We start from the raw sequence: 18,486 nt of genomic DNA on the forward strand, positions 1-18,486 counted from the left end.
GTTTACTTCAGCTCGATCAGGCGTGCCGAACCCTGCGCTGCGGCACAGAGTTTCGCTTCACCCGAATCGCTCACCACGTAGATGTCGCACCGACACAACGCCTGCCGCTTGCTGGCATTGACGGCCTTCGCTTCGGCTCGCAACAGCTCGCCCTTGGCGGGGCGAAGATAGTCGATCGTGAAGCCCGTCGTGACGATCGACGGCCCGAGTGCGAGCCCAGCAGCGAAGGTCAGCGCGTTGTCTGCGGTGTAGGACAGCACACCGCCGTGAGCAAACCCGAACTGCTGCAGCAACTCGGCGCGTAGCGGGACTTCGAGAGTCACGCCGTCAGGACCGTACCGGGCGATGCGGGCACCGACCAGAACGCTGAACGGTTGGGATGCCAGCACTGCATTCGCGTCATCGATGGTCGTCGTCGTCATCGTTGCCCTCCTGTGAACGTGGGTGGGCGTTTGTCGAGCATGGCGCCCACCGCCTCGTGATGGTCGTCCGTATGGTGCGCCAACGCCTGCATGGCCGCCGACAGTTCGAGCAGACTCTCGAGCGATTGGTGCTGCCCTTCCCGCAGAAGCTTCTTCGTCATGCGGAGCACCTGCGGTGGGTTGGCCGCTACTCGTTCGGCCAGGGCAAGCGCGGCTGGAAGGAGGTCTTCGGGTTCGGTGATCCTCGAAACCAGGCCCCACTCGAGGGCCGTGTCCGCGTCGATGGCCTCACCGGTGAAAGCCATTTCGTTCGCACGCGCCTGTCCGATCGCGCGGGGCAGGAACCACGCGCCACCGTCGCCGGGAACCAGACCGACCTTGACGAAGCTTTCCGCGAATCTGGCGTTGATTGACGCGATCCGCATGTCACACATGAGCGTGAGGTCGCATCCCGCTCCGATCGCCGGGCCGTTCACAGCCGCGATGGTCGGCACCTCGCAGTTGTAGAGCGCTCGCGGAATGCGCTGAATGCCATGCCGATAGCCCTGGCGCAGGTCGGCCGGTGTGCCACCGAACATGCCTTCGCGATCGCGCATATGTTTGACGTTGCCGCCCGAGGAGAAGGCTGTTCCGGCGCCGGTGACGATTGCTGCCCGGACCGACGAATCGGCGTTCACGGCTCCGACCGCCGCTTCCAGCGCCTCGATCACATCGGGTTCCGAGATGGGATTGCGAGCTTCGGGTCGGTTGAGAGTCCAGGTGACGATGTCGCCGGTGCGGTCGATCAAAACGGCGTCGGTCATGCGCTGCATCCCTTCGGTTCGTCTCAGATTCCGGCCCTGCGCACCAGGCGGTTGGTGAGGGTTGGTGCGAACAAGTCGATCACACGGAGTAGTTCGGTATAGCTGGGCATCAGTTCCACGGGGCGGGTTCTGATCGCGGTGACGAACCATTCCGCCGCTTGTTCGGGCGTGAGCGCGGTCATCGAGTCGTAATCGGTCGTGGGAGCAATCATCGGAGTGCGTACCAGCGGGAAGTGCACGGTGCTCACATGCACGCCTGTGTCGTGCAGCTCTGCGCCGAGGTCTCGGCCGAAGGCCGAAATCGCGGACTTCGACGCGTGATACGCCGCGAACTTCGGCATAGCACCGGCCCTGACTCCCCATGTCGCCACGTTGATGATGTGGCCGTAGCGACGCTCGAGCATGGCGGGAAGCAGGGTGTGAATGAGCCGCGCGGAGCCGAAATAGTTGATCGCCATGGTTCGTTCGAGGTCGTGGAAGCGGTCGAGAGATTCGGTCACCGGTCGACGAATCGACCGCCCAGCGTTGTTGATGAGCACGTCGACGGCACCGACTTCACTGCGAATGTGTCCGGCCAAGTCGCGAACGGAGTTCGGGTCGGTGAGATCGCACGGTATCGACCACACGTCCGAGCCCGAACGCAGAATCTCGTCTCTCACTCGCTCGAGTCGGTCGGATCCGCGGGCAACGAGTACGACACCAGCGCCCAGCTCGGCAAGGCGGCGGGCGGCAGCTTCCCCGACGCCGGACGAGGCGCCGGTGATCAGTACGGTCTTGCCCTCGATGCCATGGCCGCTTCGGAGGATGCGTGAGGCGACTCCGTTGACGGAGGGGAGTGGCTCGAGGGCTGCGCGGGCAATCAACTGCGAGATCACTGTTCGACTGTACCCAGAGTCGGTGATTTCGGGATCGAACGACGAAACCGCCGCAACCTCGGAAGGTTGCGGCGGTCTTGATGGTTCGATGAATCAGACCATGATGCCTTCGCCTACGGCGTTTCCGACAGCCTCGGCGTCGTCGGCAACTGCTGAACCCGGTCCGTCGATGAAGCCACGCAGATCCTGCACCAACATCGCACCACCGGGCAGGGTCTCGACCTGCGAGATGACGTTGCGGGTGCCGTCAGTGATCGCTTGGGTGTCGATCCCCGGTGCGGGCGGTGCAACCTCGACGGGCGGTCCTGCTTCGGGCGCGGGGGCGGCTTGCGCCTCGGGGGCCTCGGGTGCCGCTTTCTCTTCGGGAGCCTCGGGTGCGTTCTCCTGCTCGGGAAGGATAGGCGCCACGCCCTGCTCGTGCTCCACAGTGGGCGAGATCGTCTGGTCGCCGGCACCGAAGTTTGCACCTGCAGCACCGCCGATGACGCCACCGACCGTGCCGCAGACGGCGGCGGCGGGAATGCCTGCTGCCGCTGCACCGATTGCACCGCCGCCAAGCGTTCCGATCGTTCCGAGCAGTACGGGACCTACCACTGTGGGAATAGAACCGACCCCAGCTGTGAGCCCGCCGATTGTCCCTCCGACAAGGGCACCGCCGACCGCCGCGGGAACACCACATACCGCTGCTCCGGTGACGAACCCGCCCACGGCACCGGCCGTCGTTGCTGCCGCAAGCCGGTCCGAGCGGCTGGTCTCGACGCCGATGGAGTTCCAGAAGGTGGCAACCTGAGCCTCGACAACAGCAGCGCTGTTGTTGGTGCGCTCCATGTGTTCTTCGCTGAGCCACTCGGGCTTATCGGACACATAGTCACCGATACGCAGCTTTTCCTCGGGCGCCTCGATGGGGGCAACGGGCGCAACCGGCTCGGGGAGGTGTAGTTCCTGCACCTGAACCGGCTCCGGTGCTACGTACTGTGCCTCTTCCTCGTCGTAGTCGTAGTACGTCGGGACCTCACGGGTAGGGACGTTGTTGTACTCCGGCGGCGGGGCGACCCAGTAGGACTTGGGCTTCGATTCCTTGGTGCGCTCCGTGGAGGGCGCTGCCTTGTCGGAATCGGAGTCCGATTCGGGGGTGACACCCGGCTGTGCGGTGCTGGGGGCATCGTTGTCGTCGGGCTGAGCCTCGTCGGTGACGCCGGGCTGCGGAGCTGCAACCGCCACGCTCGAGTAGCTGATCGCGATGGCGATGGGAAGTGCCCCCATCACGGCGGCGCGCTGGCCCTGGCGCCGGTGTCGCCCGCGGATCTTCGTCGTCATTCTGGCTGTCCCTTCGGATTCGATGTGGTGCAACCACACAGGTCTGGCTGGAGGAGAAGAGCTTTCGACTGGGAAATCAACACACCGGTGCACCGCGTGGATGCGAGTGTGTAACGGCCGAGTGCCGAAGACGCGATAGGTGGGACGAGACCACACCAGATGCACGGGAGCGGAGCTCACCGACGCGCATTGACTTCACGTTCCCCCCCGACAGGCCTGAGCGACACCTCCGACGAGGTGACGCGCTTATTCTGTGTTGCACCCGGATCTGCTCGGCAAATCCATCCCCCCACGGGGAGTGCGGCCTGAACACTAGCAGTTGCATTCCGCACGGCAAGAACCCGGCGCGCAGTTTTCTACCGACCGGTCAGGTTGTGGATCGGGCAAGTCGGACGCGTCCTCTGCCGGCGCGAGGACTCGCAGCGCGATATTTGCCTGGACGGTCGTTCAAAAGCACTTCCCACGTTGACATTCAAGGCGTTCCGGGCCTATCGGACTTCGGTGAAGTGGTTCGTGATTCAAATACAAGCAAGCGTGCTTGCTTTTTTATGGGCGGGGTGTGATCCTGATCCCATGGCAGAACTGCTCGAAGTGATCGCCGATTTGCGGGCGGAGGGTGGTGCGCTGGAGTCGTTGGTGGTCACGCTGCCCGCCGATCGATGGGATACCCCGACGCCGGCGGCCGGATGGACCATCGCCCATCAGATCGGGCACCTCCTGTGGACCGACCGCGCATCTCTGCTCGCCGTGACCGACCCCGACGCCTTCTCCGAGAATCTCGCGGAGGCGTGGAAGAACCCGACGGGCTTCGTGGACGAAGGTGCCGAGGTGGAAGCGAGGCGGGCCCCGGGAGAGCTGTACGCGCAATGGCGTGCCGAACGGGTACGTCTCGCGAACGAACTCGCCGCCGTGCCGAACGGAACGAAGCTTCCCTGGTACGGCCCACCCATGACCGCAATGTCCATGGCGACAGCACGATTGATGGAGACCTGGGCACATGGCCTCGACGTCGCCGAAGCACTCGGCCTGCGACCGGAACCGACGAATCGACTGCGGTCCATCGCGCACCTCGGCGTGCGCACCCGCGATTTCGCCTACTCGGTCCGCAATCTGCCCCCTCCGCCCGAACCCTTTCGGGTCGAGCTGACCGCTCCGCACGGAACCGAGACGTGGGTGTGGGGTCCTGAGGACGCGCAGCAGCGCGTCACGGGCCCCGCCGTCGACTTCTGTCTTCTCGTGACGCAACGTGCCCACCGCGACGATCTCGCGCTCGAGGCGGTCGGTGCGGACGCCGAGGCCTGGCTCGGGATCGCTCAGGCCTTTGCCGGTCCCTCCGGCGAAGGCCGTAAGTCGAAGACGGACTCATGAGCGCACCTGTTCGCATCGGCAACTGTTCCGGGTTCTACGGCGATCGCATCTCCGCCATGCGAGACATGCTCGAAGGCGGTGACCTCGATTACCTCACCGGCGATTACCTCGCCGAGCTGACCATGCTCATCCTCGGACGGGACCGCATGAAGGACGCCTCCCGTGGCTACGCCAAGACGTTCCTCCGTCAGGCAGAGGACTGTCTCGGACTGGCGCTGGACAAGGGTGTGAAGATCGTCGCCAACGCGGGCGGCCTCAACCCGGCAGGGCTCGCCGACGCACTGCGTGACGTGAACACCCGTCTGGGCCTCACCGCGAAGATCGCACACGTCGAAGGCGACGACCTCATCGCTCGTGCCGAAGAACTGGGCCTCGGCGCACCACTCACCGCCAACGCGTATCTCGGCGGCTGGGGGATCGTGGAGTGCCTGAATGCCGGCGCCGATGTGGTGGTGACGGGCAGGGTCACGGACGCGTCCGTGATCGTCGGACCCGCCGCCGCGCACTTCGGTTGGGGAAGAACGGACTTCGACCGGCTGGCCGGGGCCGTGGTTGCCGGACACGTCATCGAATGCGGGACCCAGGCGACCGGCGGAAACTATTCGTTCTTCACCGAGATCGACGATATGCGTCGCCCCGGATTCCCGATCGCCGAGATTGCCGACGATGGATCGTCGGTCATCACCAAGCACTCCGGCACTGGTGGCGCGGTGTCGGTGGGCACGGTCACCGCTCAGCTGCTCTACGAGATCACCGGTGGCCGGTACGCCGGACCCGACGTGACCACTCGCATCGACTCGGCGGAGTTGACCGACGACGGTCCGGACCGCGTGCGGATCAGCGGCGTGAAGGGGGAGCCGCCCCCTCCGCAGCTCAAGGTATCCCTCAACAGCCTTGCGGGTTTCCGCAACGAGGTGACCATGATCCTCACCGGTCTCGATATCGAGGCCAAGGCCGAATTGGCCCGTGCGCAGCTCGAAGCAGGACTGACGAAGAAGCCACAAGACCTCGAATGGACTCTCGCACGGACCGATCACCCCGATTCGGATACGGAGGAGGTAGCAAGTGCGCTGCTGCGCTGTGTGGTTCGCGACCCCGATCCCGAGGTCGTCGGTCGCGCGTTCTCGTCCGTGGCCGTGGAACTCGCACTGGCCAGCTACCCGGGTTTCAGCCTGACGGCGCCGCCGTCGAACGGTCAGCCCTACGGCGTGTTCACCCCCGGGTACGTGGAGGCCGGCGACGTCGAGCACACGGCGGTTCTTCCAGACGGAGCACGTGTGGCAGTGGAACCGTCCTCGCAGACAGAAACTCTCGTGGATCCGGAAGAGCCGCCGCTTCCACAGCAGTTCACCTCGGCGCGAGTCCGGACCGTCCCGCTCGGAACCATCGCGGCTGCGCGAAGCGGCGACAAGGGCGGCAACGCGAACGTCGGCGTCTGGGTGCGCACCGACGAACAATGGCGTTGGCTGGCCAACACGCTCACCACCGAGCTGTTGAAGCGAATGCTCCCCGAGGCCGAGAACCTCACGGTCCGGCGCTACCCGTTGCCACACCTGAAGGCCGTGAACTTCGTGATCGAAGGCATCCTCGGCCAGGGAGTGGCATCGCAAGTGCGATTCGATCCGCAGGCCAAAGGCCTCGGAGAGTGGTTGCGCAGCAGACATATCGACATACCGGAGGAACTCCTGTGAGCGTGTGGGAAAACCCTGAGCGGGCAGCGCTGCGAGAGACGGTCCGACGGTTCGTCGTACAGGACGTGCTGCCCAACCTCGACGAATGGGAACGGGCCGGCGAACTGCCGCGCGAGCTCCACAAGAAGGCCGCGGCACTCGGGCTGCTCGGTGCCGGATTCCCGGAATCCGTCGGGGGCTCGGGTGGCGACCTGGTCGATGCGATCACCATCTGCGAAGAAATGCACTACGCCGGGGCGTCCGGTGGTCTCTTCGCGTCGCTGTTCACCTCGGGCATCGCCCTTCCGCATCTGATTGCGGCGCAGAACGAATCGCACATCGATCGGTGGGTCCGGCCCACTTTGGCCGGCGAGAAGATCGGGTCACTCGCCATCACAGAGCCGGGTGGGGGATCGGATGTCGGGCACCTGCGAACCGCGGCTGTCCGGGACGGCGACCATTACGTGGTGAACGGTGCCAAGACGTTCATCACGTCGGGGTGCCGTGCGGACTTCGTGGTGACGGCCGTCCGCACCGGCGGGGGCGACCCGGCGCGCCGAGGTGCGGCCGGGGTCTCGCTGCTCGTGGTGGAGAAGGGCACGCCCGGGTTCGAGGTGAGTCGAAAGCTCGAGAAGATGGGCTGGCTGGCCTCGGACACCGCCGAACTGTCGTTCGTCGACGCCAGGGTTCCAATCGAGAACCTGGTGGGCGCGGAGAACACCGGTTTCCAGCAGGTCGCCCAGGCCTTCGTGACGGAGCGAGTCGCGCTCGCCGCTCAGGCGTATGCGAGTGCCCAGCGGTGCCTCGACCTGACGCTCCAATGGTGCCGCGACCGAGAAACATTCGGCCGCCCACTGATCTCGCGACAGGCCGTGCAGAACACCGTCACCGAGATGGCCCGTCGCATCGATGTCGCGCGCGTGTACACCCGAGCGCTCGTGGAGCGATCGCTCGACTCCCAACAGGACCTGATCGCCGAGGTGTGTTTCGCGAAGAACACGGCGGTCGAGGCCGGGGAATGGACCGCGCACCAAGCCCTTCAGCTGTTCGGCGGGGCAGGCTACATGCGCGAGAGCGAAGTGGAGAGGCAGTACCGGGACATGCGAATTCTGGGAATCGGCGGCGGAACGACCGAGATCCTCACTGGACTGGCAGCAAAGCGATTGGGGTATCAGGCATGAGCGTTCTGCGATCCACCCTCGACACGGCGTCGGAGGTGTACACGACGGCAGTCGAGACGATGACGTCCAAGCTCGCGGAGATCGACGCCGAGCACGACAAGGCCATCGCAGGTGGCGGCGAGAAATACACGAAGCGACATCACGATCGCGGCAAGCTGCTGGCCAGAGAACGGATCGAGCTGCTGGTCGACGAGGACTCGCCCTTCCTCGAACTGTGCCCACTCGCAGCGTGGGGGAGTGACTTCCCGGTCGGCGCCAGCACGGTAGTGGGCATCGGCGTTGTGGAGGGCGTCGAGTGCCTCATCGTCGCGAACGATCCGACGGTGCGTGGTGGTACCAGCAACCCGTGGACCATGCGGAAAGGATTCCGGGCCAACGACATCGCCGTGCAGAACCGATTGCCGGTCATCTCGTTGGTGGAGTCGGGCGGCGCGGACCTCCCGACACAGAAGGAAGTGTTCATTCCTGGTGGGCGGATGTTCCGTGACCTCACACAGCTGTCCGCGGCCGGAATACCCACGGTTGCCCTGGTCTTCGGTAACTCCACCGCCGGCGGTGCCTACATTCCGGGCATGTCGGATCACGTGGTGATGATCGAGGAGCGATCCAAGGTGTTCCTCGCCGGACCGCCCTTGGTCAAGATGGCCACCGGTGAGGACTCCGACGACGAGACCCTCGGTGGCGCCGAAATGCACGCCCGCAAATCGGGTCTCGCCGACTACTTCGCGGTCGACGAGCAGGATGCGATCCGCATCGGTCGCAACATCGTCAAACGGCTCAACTGGACCAAGAAGGGTCCTGAGCCGCGCGTCGAGGTGATCGAACCGCTCGCCGACCCGGAAGAACTGCTCGGCATCGTTCCCGCCGATCTGAAGATTCCCTTCGACCCGCGGGAAGTGATCGCCCGGATCGTCGACGGCTCCGACTTCGACGAGTTCAAGCCGATGTACGGGTCGTCACTCGTCACCGGGTGGGCCGAGTTGCACGGGTATCCGGTCGGGATCCTCGCAAACGCTCGCGGTGTCCTGTTCAGCGAGGAATCACAGAAGGCCACCCAGTTCATTCAGCTCGCCAATCGTTCGAACACTCCACTGCTGTTCCTGCACAACACGACCGGATACATGGTCGGCAAGGAGTACGAGGAAGGCGGGATGATCAAGCACGGATCGATGATGATCAACGCGGTCGCCAATTCGAAGGTTCCGCACATCTCGATCCTTCTCGGCGCCTCGTACGGCGCAGGCCACTACGGCATGTGCGGCCGGGCGTTCGACCCGCGTTTCCTGTTCGCATGGCCGAGTTCGAAGTCCGCTGTCATGGGCGGTGCCCAGCTCGCCGGCGTCATCTCCATCGTCGGACGCGCATCCGCCGAAGCACGCGGTCAGGCGTTCGACGAAGAGGCCGACGCGGGGATGCGGGCGATGATCGAGAACCAGATCGAGGCCGAATCACTACCGATGTTCCTGTCCGGCCGCTTGTACGACGACGGGGTCATCGACCCCCGTGACACCCGCACCGTGGTGGGAATGTGCCTGTCGGCCATCGCCTCCGCGCCGATCGAAGGCACCGAGAACTTCGGTGTCTTCCGGATGTGAGGAACAGTGGTGAACTCAGTTGAACTCCGCTCCATCGACTCCGTCCTCGTGGCGAACCGTGGCGAGATCGCACGCCGGGTGTTCGCCACCTGCCGAGCCTCCGGGATCGGAACGGTCGCCGTGTTCTCGGACGCGGACGCCGGTAGCCCGCACACACTCGAGGCCGACGCGGCAGTCCGTCTTCCCGGCAACACCCCCGCCGAGACCTATCTGCGCGGCGATCTCGTCATCGCCGCCGCCCGCGCCGCAGGGGTAGACGCCATTCACCCCGGATACGGGTTCCTCTCCGAGAATGCGGAGTTCGCCCAGCAGGTCCAGGACGCCGGTCTGGTCTGGATCGGGCCGCCCGTCAAGTCCATCGAACTGATGGGCTCGAAAGTGGAGTCCAAGAAGATCATGGACGACGCCGGGGTGCCGGTGCTTGCAGAACTCGATCCCGCGGAGGTCACCGCGGCCGACCTGCCCGTTCTGGTCAAGGCATCGTCCGGCGGCGGCGGGCGCGGTATGCGGGTCGTTCGAGAGCTTGCGGACCTGACCGGCGAGATCGAGGCGGCCCGGCGTGAAGCGCAGTCCGCGTTCGGTGATCCAACCGTCTTCTGCGAGCGGTACATCGAGACCGGCCGGCACATCGAGGTCCAGGTGATGGTCGATCGCCACGGCAAGGTGTGGGCGGTCGGTGAGCGTGAATGCTCCATTCAGCGAAGGCATCAGAAGGTGGTGGAGGAGGCGCCGTCACCACTGGTCGAGCGGGTGTCTGGGATGCGCGAGCGGTTGTTCCACGCGGCGCGTCTGGCTGCCGAGGCCATCGGCTACGAGGGTGCGGGCACCGTCGAGTTCCTCGCGGACGAGGACGGCAACTTCTTCTTCCTCGAGATGAACACCCGGCTGCAGGTCGAGCATCCCGTGACCGAATGCACGACCGGTCTCGACCTGGTCGACCTTCAGATCCGCATCGCGTCTGGAGCCGCGCTTCCTGCGGAGCAACCCGCGATTCGGGGACATTCGATCGAAGTACGCCTGTACGCAGAGGATCCCGCGGCCGGCTGGCAGCCCCAGACCGGAACCGTGCATCGCATTCACGTCCCCGGCGAGGTCACCGAGTTCGGGGTGCTCGAGAAGAAGGGTGTGCGTCTCGACTCGGGTGTGATGGACGGCAGTGTCGTCGGCGTGCACTACGACCCGATGCTCGCCAAGGTGATCTCGTTCGCCCCCGGCCGAACCGAGGCAGCGAAGCTGCTCGCCACCACTTTGGCGAGAACCGAACTACACGGACCCGTCACCAACCGGGACCTGTTGGTGCACGTTCTGCGGCATCCGGCGTTCCTGGCAGGGGACACCGACACGGCCTTCTTCGACACCCACGATCTGAGTGTGCTGTCGGAGCCGTTGGTATCGGCGGACACGGAGGCGATCGCGGCACTCGCTGCCGCACTTGCGGACTCGGCCGCAAACCGGGCGCGTGCTCGGGTGGCGGCAGGATTCCCCAGCGGTTGGCGCAACCTGCCCTCCGGACCGCAACTCAAGCGATACACCACGGCGCGAGGCGGCCACGATGTGCGCTATCGGCTCAATCGACACGGGCTCGCCGCAGACGGATTCGACAACGTGGCCCTCGTCTCCCACGCCCCCGACCGAGTGGTCTTCGACATCGACGGAGTGCGAAGAACGTTCACGCTCTCCCGTCACGGAGATCAGGTCTTCGTCGACTCCGCCCTTGGTGCAACGGCGTTGACGGTCGTGCCGAGATTCGTGGACCCGACTGCAGAAGTGGCGGCCGGATCGCTGCTGGCGCCGATGCCCGGGTCCGTCATCCGGATCGCAGCGGAACAGGGCGATGCGGTCGACGCCGGACAGCCGATCCTGTGGCTCGAAGCGATGAAGATGGAACACACCGTCACGGCCCCCACTGCCGGAGTACTCACAGAACTCGCGGTCACCGTGGGGCAACAGGTCGATGTCGGATCGGTGCTCGCGGTCGTGGACTCCGGTGCCGAGGAATCGAGAGAAGAGGTACCGGCATGAGCGGATTCGTGGAAACCGAAGAACAGACCGAACTCCGCGCTGCGGTGTCGAAGCTCGGCGAACGATTCAATTACGTCGACTACGTCCTGCCTCGCTCGCGTACGCATCAGCCGCTCACCGAGTTGTGGAACGAAGCGGGAAAGCACGGCTTCCTCGGGGTGAACCTTCCGGAGGAATACGGCGGCGGGGGCGCAGGCATCTACGAGCTCGCTCTCGTGCAGGAAGAACTGGCGGCGCACGGGGCGGGTCTGCTGCTCGTCGTGGTTTCGCCCGCGATCTGCGGGACGATCATCGGCAAGTACGGCACCGACGAGCAGAAGCAGAAGTGGCTCCCCAGCCTCGCCGACGGATCGTCGATCATGGCGTTCGGAATCACCGAAGCCGATGCAGGCTCCAACTCCCATCAGATCTCGACCACGGCCCGACGCGACGGCGACGACTGGCTGTTGCGGGGCAGCAAGATCTACATCTCCGGTGTCGACCAGGCCGACGCCGTGCTCGTGGTCGCCCGAACCGAGGACTCGAAGACCGGCAAGCTCAAACCCGCACTGTTCATCGTGCCGACCGATGCCACGAACTTCGTGAAACAGCCGATGGAGATGGACGTCGTGGAACCGGACACCCAGTTCACGTTGTTCCTCGACGACGTGCGGCTGCCGTCCGATGCGCTCGTCGGCGAGGCGGACGCGGCGCTGATGCAACTGTTCTCGGGACTCAACCCCGAACGAATCCTCGGTGCTGCGATGGCCGTGGGTATGGGCCGCTACGCGATCGAGGCGGCAACGGCTTTCGCGAAGGAACGCACGGTGTGGAAGACGCCCATCGGTGCGCATCAGGGGCTTTCGCACCCACTCGCGCAGGTGAAGATCGAACTCGAGCTCGCGAAGCTGATGATGCAGAAGGCCGCAGTCCTCTACGACAGTGGTGACGACTTCGGGGCGGCCGAGGCCGCGAACATGGCGAAATACGCGGCGGCAGAAGCAAGTATCAAGGCCCTCGACCAGGCGATCCAGACACACGGCGGTGCCGGACTGACCAAGGAGTACGGTCTCGCGGCCATGCTGGGTGCGGCCCGCATTGCGCGGGTGGCACCGGTGAGTCGCGAGATGATTCTCAATTTCGTGTCTCAACACTCGCTCGGGCTGCCACGGTCGTACTGACGTGAAGGAGGTAGGAGTGGACGCCGAGAACACAGAGAACACAGAGAACACAGGGAACGCACCATACGTTCGCTACGAAGTCGGAGAAGGGGCCGCGACGCTCACCCTCGACTCACCACACAACAGGAACGCCATCTCTTCGAAGCTGCTTCGAGAACTCCACGAAGGGTTGAGAAGCGCGGCGGCGGACAAGGATGTGCGGGTCGTCGTGCTCACGCATACCGGCAACACGTTCTGTGCCGGGGCCGATCTGAGCGAGGCAAGCAGCTCCGACGACGACCCGCCCGAACTGGCGCGTCAGCGAACTCACCAGATGACCGAGATGCTCAGAGCTGTTGTCGAGCTGCCGAAACCTGTGATCGCCTGCCTGAACGGACACGTGCGAGCCGGCGGCATGGGACTCGTCGGCGCGTGCGACGTCGCGGTTGCGGGCGCGGACAGCACCTTCGCACTCACCGAGGTGCGACTCGGGCTCGCGGCATCGATCATCTCGCTGACGGTGCTGCCGCGCCTCGACGCTCGTGCGGCGAGCCGGTACTTCCTGACCGGTGAAAAGTTCGGCTACCGCATCGCGGAGGACATCGGACTCGTCACCGTCGGTTCGGAAGATCCGGCGGAGACGGTGGACGAACTCGTCGACCAGTTCATGCAGGCATCGCCACAGGGGCTCGCCGAGTCGAAGGCATTGACGACCAGGGCGGTCCTCGAAGGGTTCGAGCGGTACGCGGCCGACCTCGAAGCGCAGTCGGCGCAGCTGTTCGGATCCGACGAAGCTCGGGAAGGCATGATGGCGTTCCTGCAGAAGCGGCGCCCGAGCTGGGCGCCGTAGGTGCCAGGCACCGTGCACCACAGCAACAGCCTCAGGAGGACCGACATGGCACGCGAGCCCAAGCAGGACCGCAGCCGCGCGACGCGTGAGCGCCTGCTGGAGGCGACCATCGACGCGCTCGCGGAACTGGGGTGGGGAGCGACGACAGTGGGAACCGTCGCGCAACGTGCAGGGGTCTCGCGTGGCGCAGCGCAGCACCATTTCCCGACCAGGGAAGACCTCTTCACCGCTGCACTCGAGATGATGTTCGACGCCCGGATCGAGGAGGCCAAGCAGGAGGCCACCGAGTTGCCGACCGGTCCGGGGAGGACCGAGGCCGTCGTCACGCGACTCGTCGAGTCGTACACGGGCACCCTGTTCAAAGCGGCCCTCCAGGTGTGGACGGCTGCCGCATCCGATCCGGAATTGCGAGCGCGTGTGCTTCCCCTCGAGGAACGCTTCGGGCGGGTTGCGCACCGAAACGCGGTGGAACAACTCGGGTGTGACGACACCGACCCGGTCGCGCACCGGCTCGTGCAGGCCACACTCGACCTGGCGCGCGGTCTCGGACTCGCCGACGTGCTCACCGACGATTCCCGCCGCCGCAGTGAAGTGGTTCGGCAATGGGCCGCGCAACTCGAGGCCTCGCTGGCGCTCCCCACGGGGGCCTGATCGGTAGAGTCACCGCCCATGGGCAGGAAATGGGGAGCGCTCGCGGCCGTGGGATTGGTTGCGGTCCTGGCCGGCTGCGGTGGGGCCGAAGACACGGAGGCCGACGCGCCCGCAGCGCCGGTTCGTCCCGAAGCCACCGAACCCGGCCCTTTCTTCCCCGAATGCGCAGGAATGACGGATCAAGAAGTGTCCGAAGCTTTCGGTATGCCCCCCTTCACCCAGGTGACGCGGAACTCCGTGGGCTGCGTGTGGGAAGTGGGCGGCTCGGACGGGCCCAGCGTCACCTACTCCTGGTATCGCGGCAGCCCGATCGGCCGTGAGCGCGCCGGGTCGGAACTGATCGGTCGCCCCGCAGAGGACATCGACGTCGGCGGAAACCCCGGATTCATCGCATCCGCTGCGAGCTACCTGTGTGAAGTCGGTATCGCGTTCGGCGGCGACTTCGTTCACTGGTCCGTGATGTACGGGAACTCCCAGCCGACCAACGATCCGTGCCAGGTGGCGAGAGTGCTCGCCGAGCGAACCGTGGAGCGTGCGCAGTGAAGGTTTCGAGTCGTCGCACCGCACGGGTGATCGCGGCACTGAGCGTGACCCTTCTCGCCGCCGGCTGCGGCTCGACCATCGAGGGCACGCCCCGCGTCGAGGGGGTCTACGACGGGGAGGCCGGCGATCTGGGCGACTTCACCAACCTGCTCCAGGAATGCAATGCCGTCGCCGACGACAAGATCGCCGAGGTCGTCGGAGCGGACGCCATCGTTCGCGGCTTCTTCGGAGCCATCTGTCGATGGGATGCGGTCGGCGCGTCCGGTACCACCAAGGTCACCTTCGACTGGTTCGAAACCGGCTCCCTCGACACCGAGCGCAGCACCGCCGACAAACTGGGATACAAGGCGACGGACATCACCGTCCAGGGGCGCAGAGCCATCATGATCCAGCAGCCGGCGGACCCCGGTTCGTGCAACGTCACGGCAGGTTCGCCGTCCGGCGGCGTGTTCGGGTGGTGGGTGCAGTACGGTGCCGGAGGGGGCGATCCCTGTGGAGCCGCAACCACTCTCGCGGAACTCACACTCGACCTCAGTAGTTGATGCAGGAGCACGCTGTCGCGTCCTGACGCACCACCCCGCCTTACCACTGCGGGGTTCTTTTGACCTTCCGCCGCGCCGCCGGGTATCGTTGTGGGTCGTGTCCGGCCAGACCGGGCCGATCTGTGTGCCTAGCGAGGTATTTCCGTGCGCGCGTTCGTGCAGATTCCTGTACGAAACGAGCATCCGGTTGCCTGTGTGGGGGTATGCGACACACCCGACCGTGGGGTACGCGAACTCTGCGTATTGCGAGGTCGGGTGAGGGGCAGCAGCTCTCTTGTCCCAACTGCTAGATCCCTAATTTCAGAACAGCCAAGGTTGCTTGTCTCGAGCAGTCTGTTCAAAACGAAGAAAGCCGGTTTATGCCAACCATCAATCAGCTGGTCCGCAAGGGCCGCCGCGACAAGGCCGCCAAGGTCAAGACGGCGGCACTGAAGGGCAGCCCGCAGCGTCGTGGCGTGTGCACTCGCGTGTACACCACCACCCCGAAGAAGCCGAACTCCGCGCTCCGTAAGGTCGCGCGTGTGCGTCTGACCACCTCGGTCGAGGTCACCGCGTACATCCCCGGTGAAGGTCACAACCTGCAGGAGCACTCGATGGTGCTCGTCCGCGGCGGTCGTGTGAAGGACCTCCCGGGTGTGCGCTACAAGATCATCCGCGGTTCCCTCGACACCCAGGGTGTCAAGGGCCGCAAGCAGGCACGCAGCCGCTACGGCGCGAAGAAGGAGAAGAGCTAATGCCACGTAAGGGCCCCGCTCCGAAGCGTCCGCTCATCAACGACCCGGTCTACGGATCGCCGCTGGTGACGCAGCTCGTCAACAAGATCCTCCTCGACGGCAAGAAGTCCACCGCCGAGCGCATCGTGTACCAGGCTCTCGAGCAGGCACGCGAGAAGACAGGCACCGACCCGGTCGTCACGCTCAAGCGCGCACTGGACAACGTCAAGCCCGCACTCGAGGTGCGCAGCCGCCGTGTCGGTGGCGCCACCTACCAGGTGCCGGTCGAGGTTCGCCCCGGTCGCTCCACCACGCTGGCTCTGCGCTGGCTGGTCACCTTCTCGCGTCAGCGTCGTGAGAAGACCATGGTCGAGCGTCTCGCCAACGAGCTTCTCGACGCCAGCAACGGCCTCGGTGCCGCTGTGAAGCGTCGCGAGGACACGCACAAGATGGCCGAAGCCAACAAGGCGTTCGCCCACTACCGCTGGTGACAACCCGCCGGGCCGAGGGCGTTCGACCCCCTCGGCCCGGCGCGGCGGTCGCAGTGTCGGTTCCGAAGAGCGGGCCGGCTGAGAACACAAATAGACGTGGCCCTTACCCGGGCCGACACGAAACAACGAGTGGGGAAGAATCCTGTGGCACAGGAAGTGCTTACCGACCTGAAAAAGGTTCGCAACATCGGCATCATGGCGCACATCGATGCCGGTAAGACCACCACCACCGAGCGCATCCTCTTCTACACCGGTGTGAACTACAAGATCGGTGAGACCCACGACGGTGCCTCGACCACCGACTGGATGGAGCAGGAGAAGGAACGCGGCATCACGATCACCTCTGCCGCGGTGACCTGCTTCTGGAACAACAACCAGATCAACATCATCGACACCCCCGGCCACGTCGACTTCACGGTCGAGGTCGAGCGTTCGCTCCGCGTCCTCGACGGCGCTGTCGCCGTCTTCGACGGCAAGGAGGGCGTCGAGCCCCAGTCCGAGCAGGTCTGGCGCCAGGCTGCCAAGTACGACGTTCCGCGCATCTGCTTCGTCAACAAGATGGACAAGATGGGCGCGGACTTCTACTTCACCGTGCAGACGATCATCGACCGTCTCGGTGCGAAGCCGCTCGTCCTGCAGCTCCCCATCGGTGCCGAGGACAACTTCGACGGTGTCGTCGACCTCGTCGAGATGAAGGCCATCACCTGGCGCGGAACCGTGGGTATCGGTGCAGAGGCCACCATCGAGGAGATCCCCGCCGATCTCGCCGACAAGGCTGCCGAGTACCGCGAGAAGCTGCTCGAGACCGTTGCCGAGTCCGACGAAGAGCTCATGGAGAAGTACTTCGGCGGCGAAGAGCTCACGATCGAGGAGATCAAGGGCGCCATCCGCAAGATGACGGTTGCCTCCGAGCTCTACCCGGTCCTGTGTGGCTCCGCATTCAAGAACAAGGGCGTTCAGCCCATGCTCGACGCGGTCATCGACTACCTGCCGAACCCGCTCGACATCGGCGAGGTCCACGGCCACGCCCTCGGCAACGAGGAAGAAGAGCTCACCCGCAAGCCCAGCAAGGACGAGCCGTTCTCGGCTCTGGCCTTCAAGATTGCGGCGCACCCCTTCTTCGGCAAGCTCACCTTCGTGCGCGTGTACTCCGGCCGTCTCGATCCGGGACAGCAGGTGCTCAACGCCACCAAGGGCAAGAAGGAGCGCATCGGCAAGCTCTTCCAGATGCACGCCAACAAGGAGAACCCGGTCGACGAGGCAGTCGCGGGCCACATCTACGCGATGATCGGTCTGAAGGACACCACCACCGGTGACACCCTGTGCGACCAGGCGAACCCCGTCGTTCTCGAGTCCATGAGCTTCCCGGACCCGGTCATCCAGGTCTCGATCGAGCCCAAGACCAAGTCCGACCAGGAGAAGCTGGGCGTCGCGATCCAGAAGCTGGCCGAAGAGGACCCGACCTTCTCGGTCGAGCTCGACGAAGAGACCGGCCAGACCGTCATCGGCGGTATGGGCGAGCTCCACCTCGACATCCTCGTCGACCGCATGAAGCGCGAGTTCAAGGTCGAGGCGAACGTCGGTAAGCCGCAGGTCGCGTACCGCGAGACCATCACGAAGAAGGTCGAGAAGCACGACTTCACCCACAAGAAGCAGACCGGTGGTTCCGGCCAGTTCGCAAAGGTGATCATCGCGCTCGAGCCATTCGTCGGCGAAGACGGTGCGACCTACGAGTTCGAGAACAAGGTCACCGGCGGTCGCATCCCGCGCGAGTACATCCCTTCGGTCGATGCCGGTGCGCAGGACGCGATGCAGTACGGCGTCCTCGCGGGTTACCCGCTCGTGAACCTGAAGCTGACGCTCCTCGACGGCGCCTACCACGACGTCGACTCGTCGGAAATGGCCTTCAAGGTCGCAGGTTCGCAGGCGCTCAAGGAGGCTGCCCGCAAGGCCGGCGCGGTCATTCTCGAGCCGCTCATGGCTGTCGAGGTCACCACACCCGAGGACTACATGGGTGAAGTGATCGGCGACCTGAACTCCCGCCGTGGTCAGATCCAGGCCATGGAGGAACGCAGTGGTGCCCGTGTCGTGAAGGCGCTGGTTCCGCTCTCGGAGATGTTCGGTTACATCGGTGATCTGCGGTCGAAGACCCAGGGCCGAGCGAACTTCTCCATGGTGTTCGATTCCTACGCAGAGGTTCCCGCGAACGTCTCGAAGGAAATCATCGCCAAGGCGACCGGCGAGTAATCTTCACCTGTTGCCCTTAGCACGACCAAAGTAAAACAACCGCACTGCTGCATACCG

17 protein-coding genes are annotated in these 18,486 nt (G+C 65.0%); 13 read left to right on the forward strand and 4 right to left on the reverse strand.

Going from position 1 to position 18,486, the window contains the following annotated elements; all coding sequences use genetic code 11:
• Positions 1-2: 2 nt before the first annotated feature.
• The 4 genes from ACFWO3_RS00980 to ACFWO3_RS00995 all read right to left on the reverse strand — a co-directional run bounded on the left by ACFWO3_RS00980 (position 3) and on the right by ACFWO3_RS00995 (position 3,417).
• Entirely contained in the window at positions 3-422 is a 420-nt protein-coding gene (locus ACFWO3_RS00980; RefSeq protein WP_378572774.1) for a PaaI family thioesterase, read from the reverse strand.
• On the reverse strand, positions 419-1,225 hold the full coding sequence (locus ACFWO3_RS00985; protein ID WP_378572776.1) for a crotonase/enoyl-CoA hydratase family protein: 807 nt from the start codon (positions 1,223-1,225) through the stop codon (positions 419-421). Before ACFWO3_RS00985 ends, ACFWO3_RS00980 begins: the two co-directional genes overlap by 4 nt.
• A gap of 23 nt (positions 1,226-1,248) precedes the next feature.
• Positions 1,249-2,100 (reverse strand): SDR family oxidoreductase, encoded by an 852-nt coding sequence (locus tag ACFWO3_RS00990; protein WP_378572778.1) that lies wholly within the window; start codon positions 2,098-2,100, stop codon positions 1,249-1,251.
• A gap of 93 nt (positions 2,101-2,193) precedes the next feature.
• Complete coding sequence (locus ACFWO3_RS00995) at positions 2,194-3,417, reverse strand: insoluble domain protein (RefSeq protein WP_378572780.1); 1,224 nt, start codon at positions 3,415-3,417, stop codon at positions 2,194-2,196.
• A 573-nt stretch (positions 3,418-3,990) separates the two neighbouring features.
• Between ACFWO3_RS00995 and ACFWO3_RS01000 the strand changes: the two genes are divergently transcribed.
• The 13 genes from ACFWO3_RS01000 (at position 3,991) to fusA (ending at position 18,429) form a co-directional block, all read left to right on the forward strand.
• A complete protein-coding gene (locus tag ACFWO3_RS01000; protein WP_378572782.1) occupies positions 3,991-4,785 on the forward strand; it encodes a TIGR03084 family metal-binding protein in 795 nt (264 codons plus the stop codon).
• Positions 4,782-6,476 carry an acyclic terpene utilization AtuA family protein gene (locus ACFWO3_RS01005; protein WP_378572784.1) on the forward strand — a complete coding sequence of 565 codons (1,695 nt, stop codon included), beginning with the start codon at positions 4,782-4,784 and terminating at the stop codon, positions 6,474-6,476. Before ACFWO3_RS01000 ends, ACFWO3_RS01005 begins: the two co-directional genes overlap by 4 nt.
• Positions 6,473-7,636, forward strand: coding sequence for an acyl-CoA dehydrogenase family protein (locus tag ACFWO3_RS01010; protein ID WP_378572787.1), 1,164 nt, complete (start codon positions 6,473-6,475; stop codon positions 7,634-7,636). Before ACFWO3_RS01005 ends, ACFWO3_RS01010 begins: the two co-directional genes overlap by 4 nt.
• Positions 7,633-9,231: an acyl-CoA carboxylase subunit beta gene (locus ACFWO3_RS01015; protein ID WP_378572789.1), complete on the forward strand. Its 1,599-nt coding sequence runs from the start codon at positions 7,633-7,635 to the stop codon at positions 9,229-9,231. Before ACFWO3_RS01010 ends, ACFWO3_RS01015 begins: the two co-directional genes overlap by 4 nt.
• A 6-nt stretch (positions 9,232-9,237) precedes the next feature.
• Positions 9,238-11,253: an acetyl/propionyl/methylcrotonyl-CoA carboxylase subunit alpha gene (locus ACFWO3_RS01020; RefSeq protein ID WP_378572791.1), complete on the forward strand. Its 2,016-nt coding sequence runs from the start codon at positions 9,238-9,240 to the stop codon at positions 11,251-11,253.
• Positions 11,250-12,413, forward strand: coding sequence for an acyl-CoA dehydrogenase family protein (locus ACFWO3_RS01025; RefSeq protein WP_378572794.1), 1,164 nt, complete (start codon positions 11,250-11,252; stop codon positions 12,411-12,413). Before ACFWO3_RS01020 ends, ACFWO3_RS01025 begins: the two co-directional genes overlap by 4 nt.
• Before the next feature lie 16 nt (positions 12,414-12,429).
• A complete protein-coding gene (locus tag ACFWO3_RS01030; RefSeq protein ID WP_378572796.1) occupies positions 12,430-13,242 on the forward strand; it encodes an enoyl-CoA hydratase family protein in 813 nt (270 codons plus the stop codon).
• A gap of 45 nt (positions 13,243-13,287) precedes the next feature.
• Positions 13,288-13,893 carry a TetR/AcrR family transcriptional regulator gene (locus ACFWO3_RS01035; RefSeq protein WP_378572798.1) on the forward strand — a complete coding sequence of 202 codons (606 nt, stop codon included), beginning with the start codon at positions 13,288-13,290 and terminating at the stop codon, positions 13,891-13,893.
• An 18-nt stretch (positions 13,894-13,911) separates the two neighbouring features.
• On the forward strand, positions 13,912-14,436 hold the full coding sequence (locus tag ACFWO3_RS01040; protein ID WP_378572800.1) for a DUF3558 domain-containing protein: 525 nt from the start codon (positions 13,912-13,914) through the stop codon (positions 14,434-14,436).
• On the forward strand, positions 14,433-14,978 hold the full coding sequence (locus tag ACFWO3_RS01045) for a DUF3558 domain-containing protein (RefSeq protein ID WP_378572803.1): 546 nt from the start codon (positions 14,433-14,435) through the stop codon (positions 14,976-14,978). Before ACFWO3_RS01040 ends, ACFWO3_RS01045 begins: the two co-directional genes overlap by 4 nt.
• Before the next feature lie 359 nt (positions 14,979-15,337).
• Entirely contained in the window at positions 15,338-15,712 is a 375-nt protein-coding gene (gene rpsL, locus ACFWO3_RS01050; protein WP_378572805.1) for a 30S ribosomal protein S12, read from the forward strand.
• Positions 15,712-16,182, forward strand: a complete 471-nt coding sequence (rpsG, locus tag ACFWO3_RS01055) for a 30S ribosomal protein S7 (protein ID WP_072738343.1) — start codon at positions 15,712-15,714, stop codon at positions 16,180-16,182. Before rpsL ends, rpsG begins: the two co-directional genes overlap by 1 nt.
• Before the next feature lie 144 nt (positions 16,183-16,326).
• Positions 16,327-18,429 (forward strand): elongation factor G, encoded by a 2,103-nt coding sequence (gene fusA, locus ACFWO3_RS01060; protein ID WP_378572808.1) that lies wholly within the window; start codon positions 16,327-16,329, stop codon positions 18,427-18,429.
• Positions 18,430-18,486 lie beyond the last annotated feature (57 nt).

Source organism: Rhodococcus sp. NPDC058521, assembly GCF_042719695.1.
Taxonomy (GTDB): domain Bacteria; phylum Actinomycetota; class Actinomycetes; order Mycobacteriales; family Mycobacteriaceae; genus Rhodococcus_F.

Coding starts and splice junctions, on each gene's coding strand:
- ACFWO3_RS01025 (WP_378572794.1), top strand. CDS start 11,250: ATGAGCGGATTCGTGGAAACCGAAGAACAGACCGAACTCCGCGCTGCG.
- ACFWO3_RS01035 (WP_378572798.1), top strand. CDS start 13,288: ATGGCACGCGAGCCCAAGCAGGACCGCAGCCGCGCGACGCGTGAGCGC.
- ACFWO3_RS01015 (WP_378572789.1), top strand. CDS start 7,633: ATGAGCGTTCTGCGATCCACCCTCGACACGGCGTCGGAGGTGTACACG.
- ACFWO3_RS01000 (WP_378572782.1), top strand. CDS start 3,991: ATGGCAGAACTGCTCGAAGTGATCGCCGATTTGCGGGCGGAGGGTGGT.
- ACFWO3_RS00980 (WP_378572774.1), bottom strand. CDS start 422: ATGACGACGACGACCATCGATGACGCGAATGCAGTGCTGGCATCCCAA.
- ACFWO3_RS01040 (WP_378572800.1), top strand. CDS start 13,912: ATGGGCAGGAAATGGGGAGCGCTCGCGGCCGTGGGATTGGTTGCGGTC.
- ACFWO3_RS01005 (WP_378572784.1), top strand. CDS start 4,782: ATGAGCGCACCTGTTCGCATCGGCAACTGTTCCGGGTTCTACGGCGAT.
- ACFWO3_RS00985 (WP_378572776.1), bottom strand. CDS start 1,225: ATGACCGACGCCGTTTTGATCGACCGCACCGGCGACATCGTCACCTGG.
- ACFWO3_RS00995 (WP_378572780.1), bottom strand. CDS start 3,417: ATGACGACGAAGATCCGCGGGCGACACCGGCGCCAGGGCCAGCGCGCC.
- rpsL (WP_378572805.1), top strand. CDS start 15,338: ATGCCAACCATCAATCAGCTGGTCCGCAAGGGCCGCCGCGACAAGGCC.
- rpsG (WP_072738343.1), top strand. CDS start 15,712: ATGCCACGTAAGGGCCCCGCTCCGAAGCGTCCGCTCATCAACGACCCG.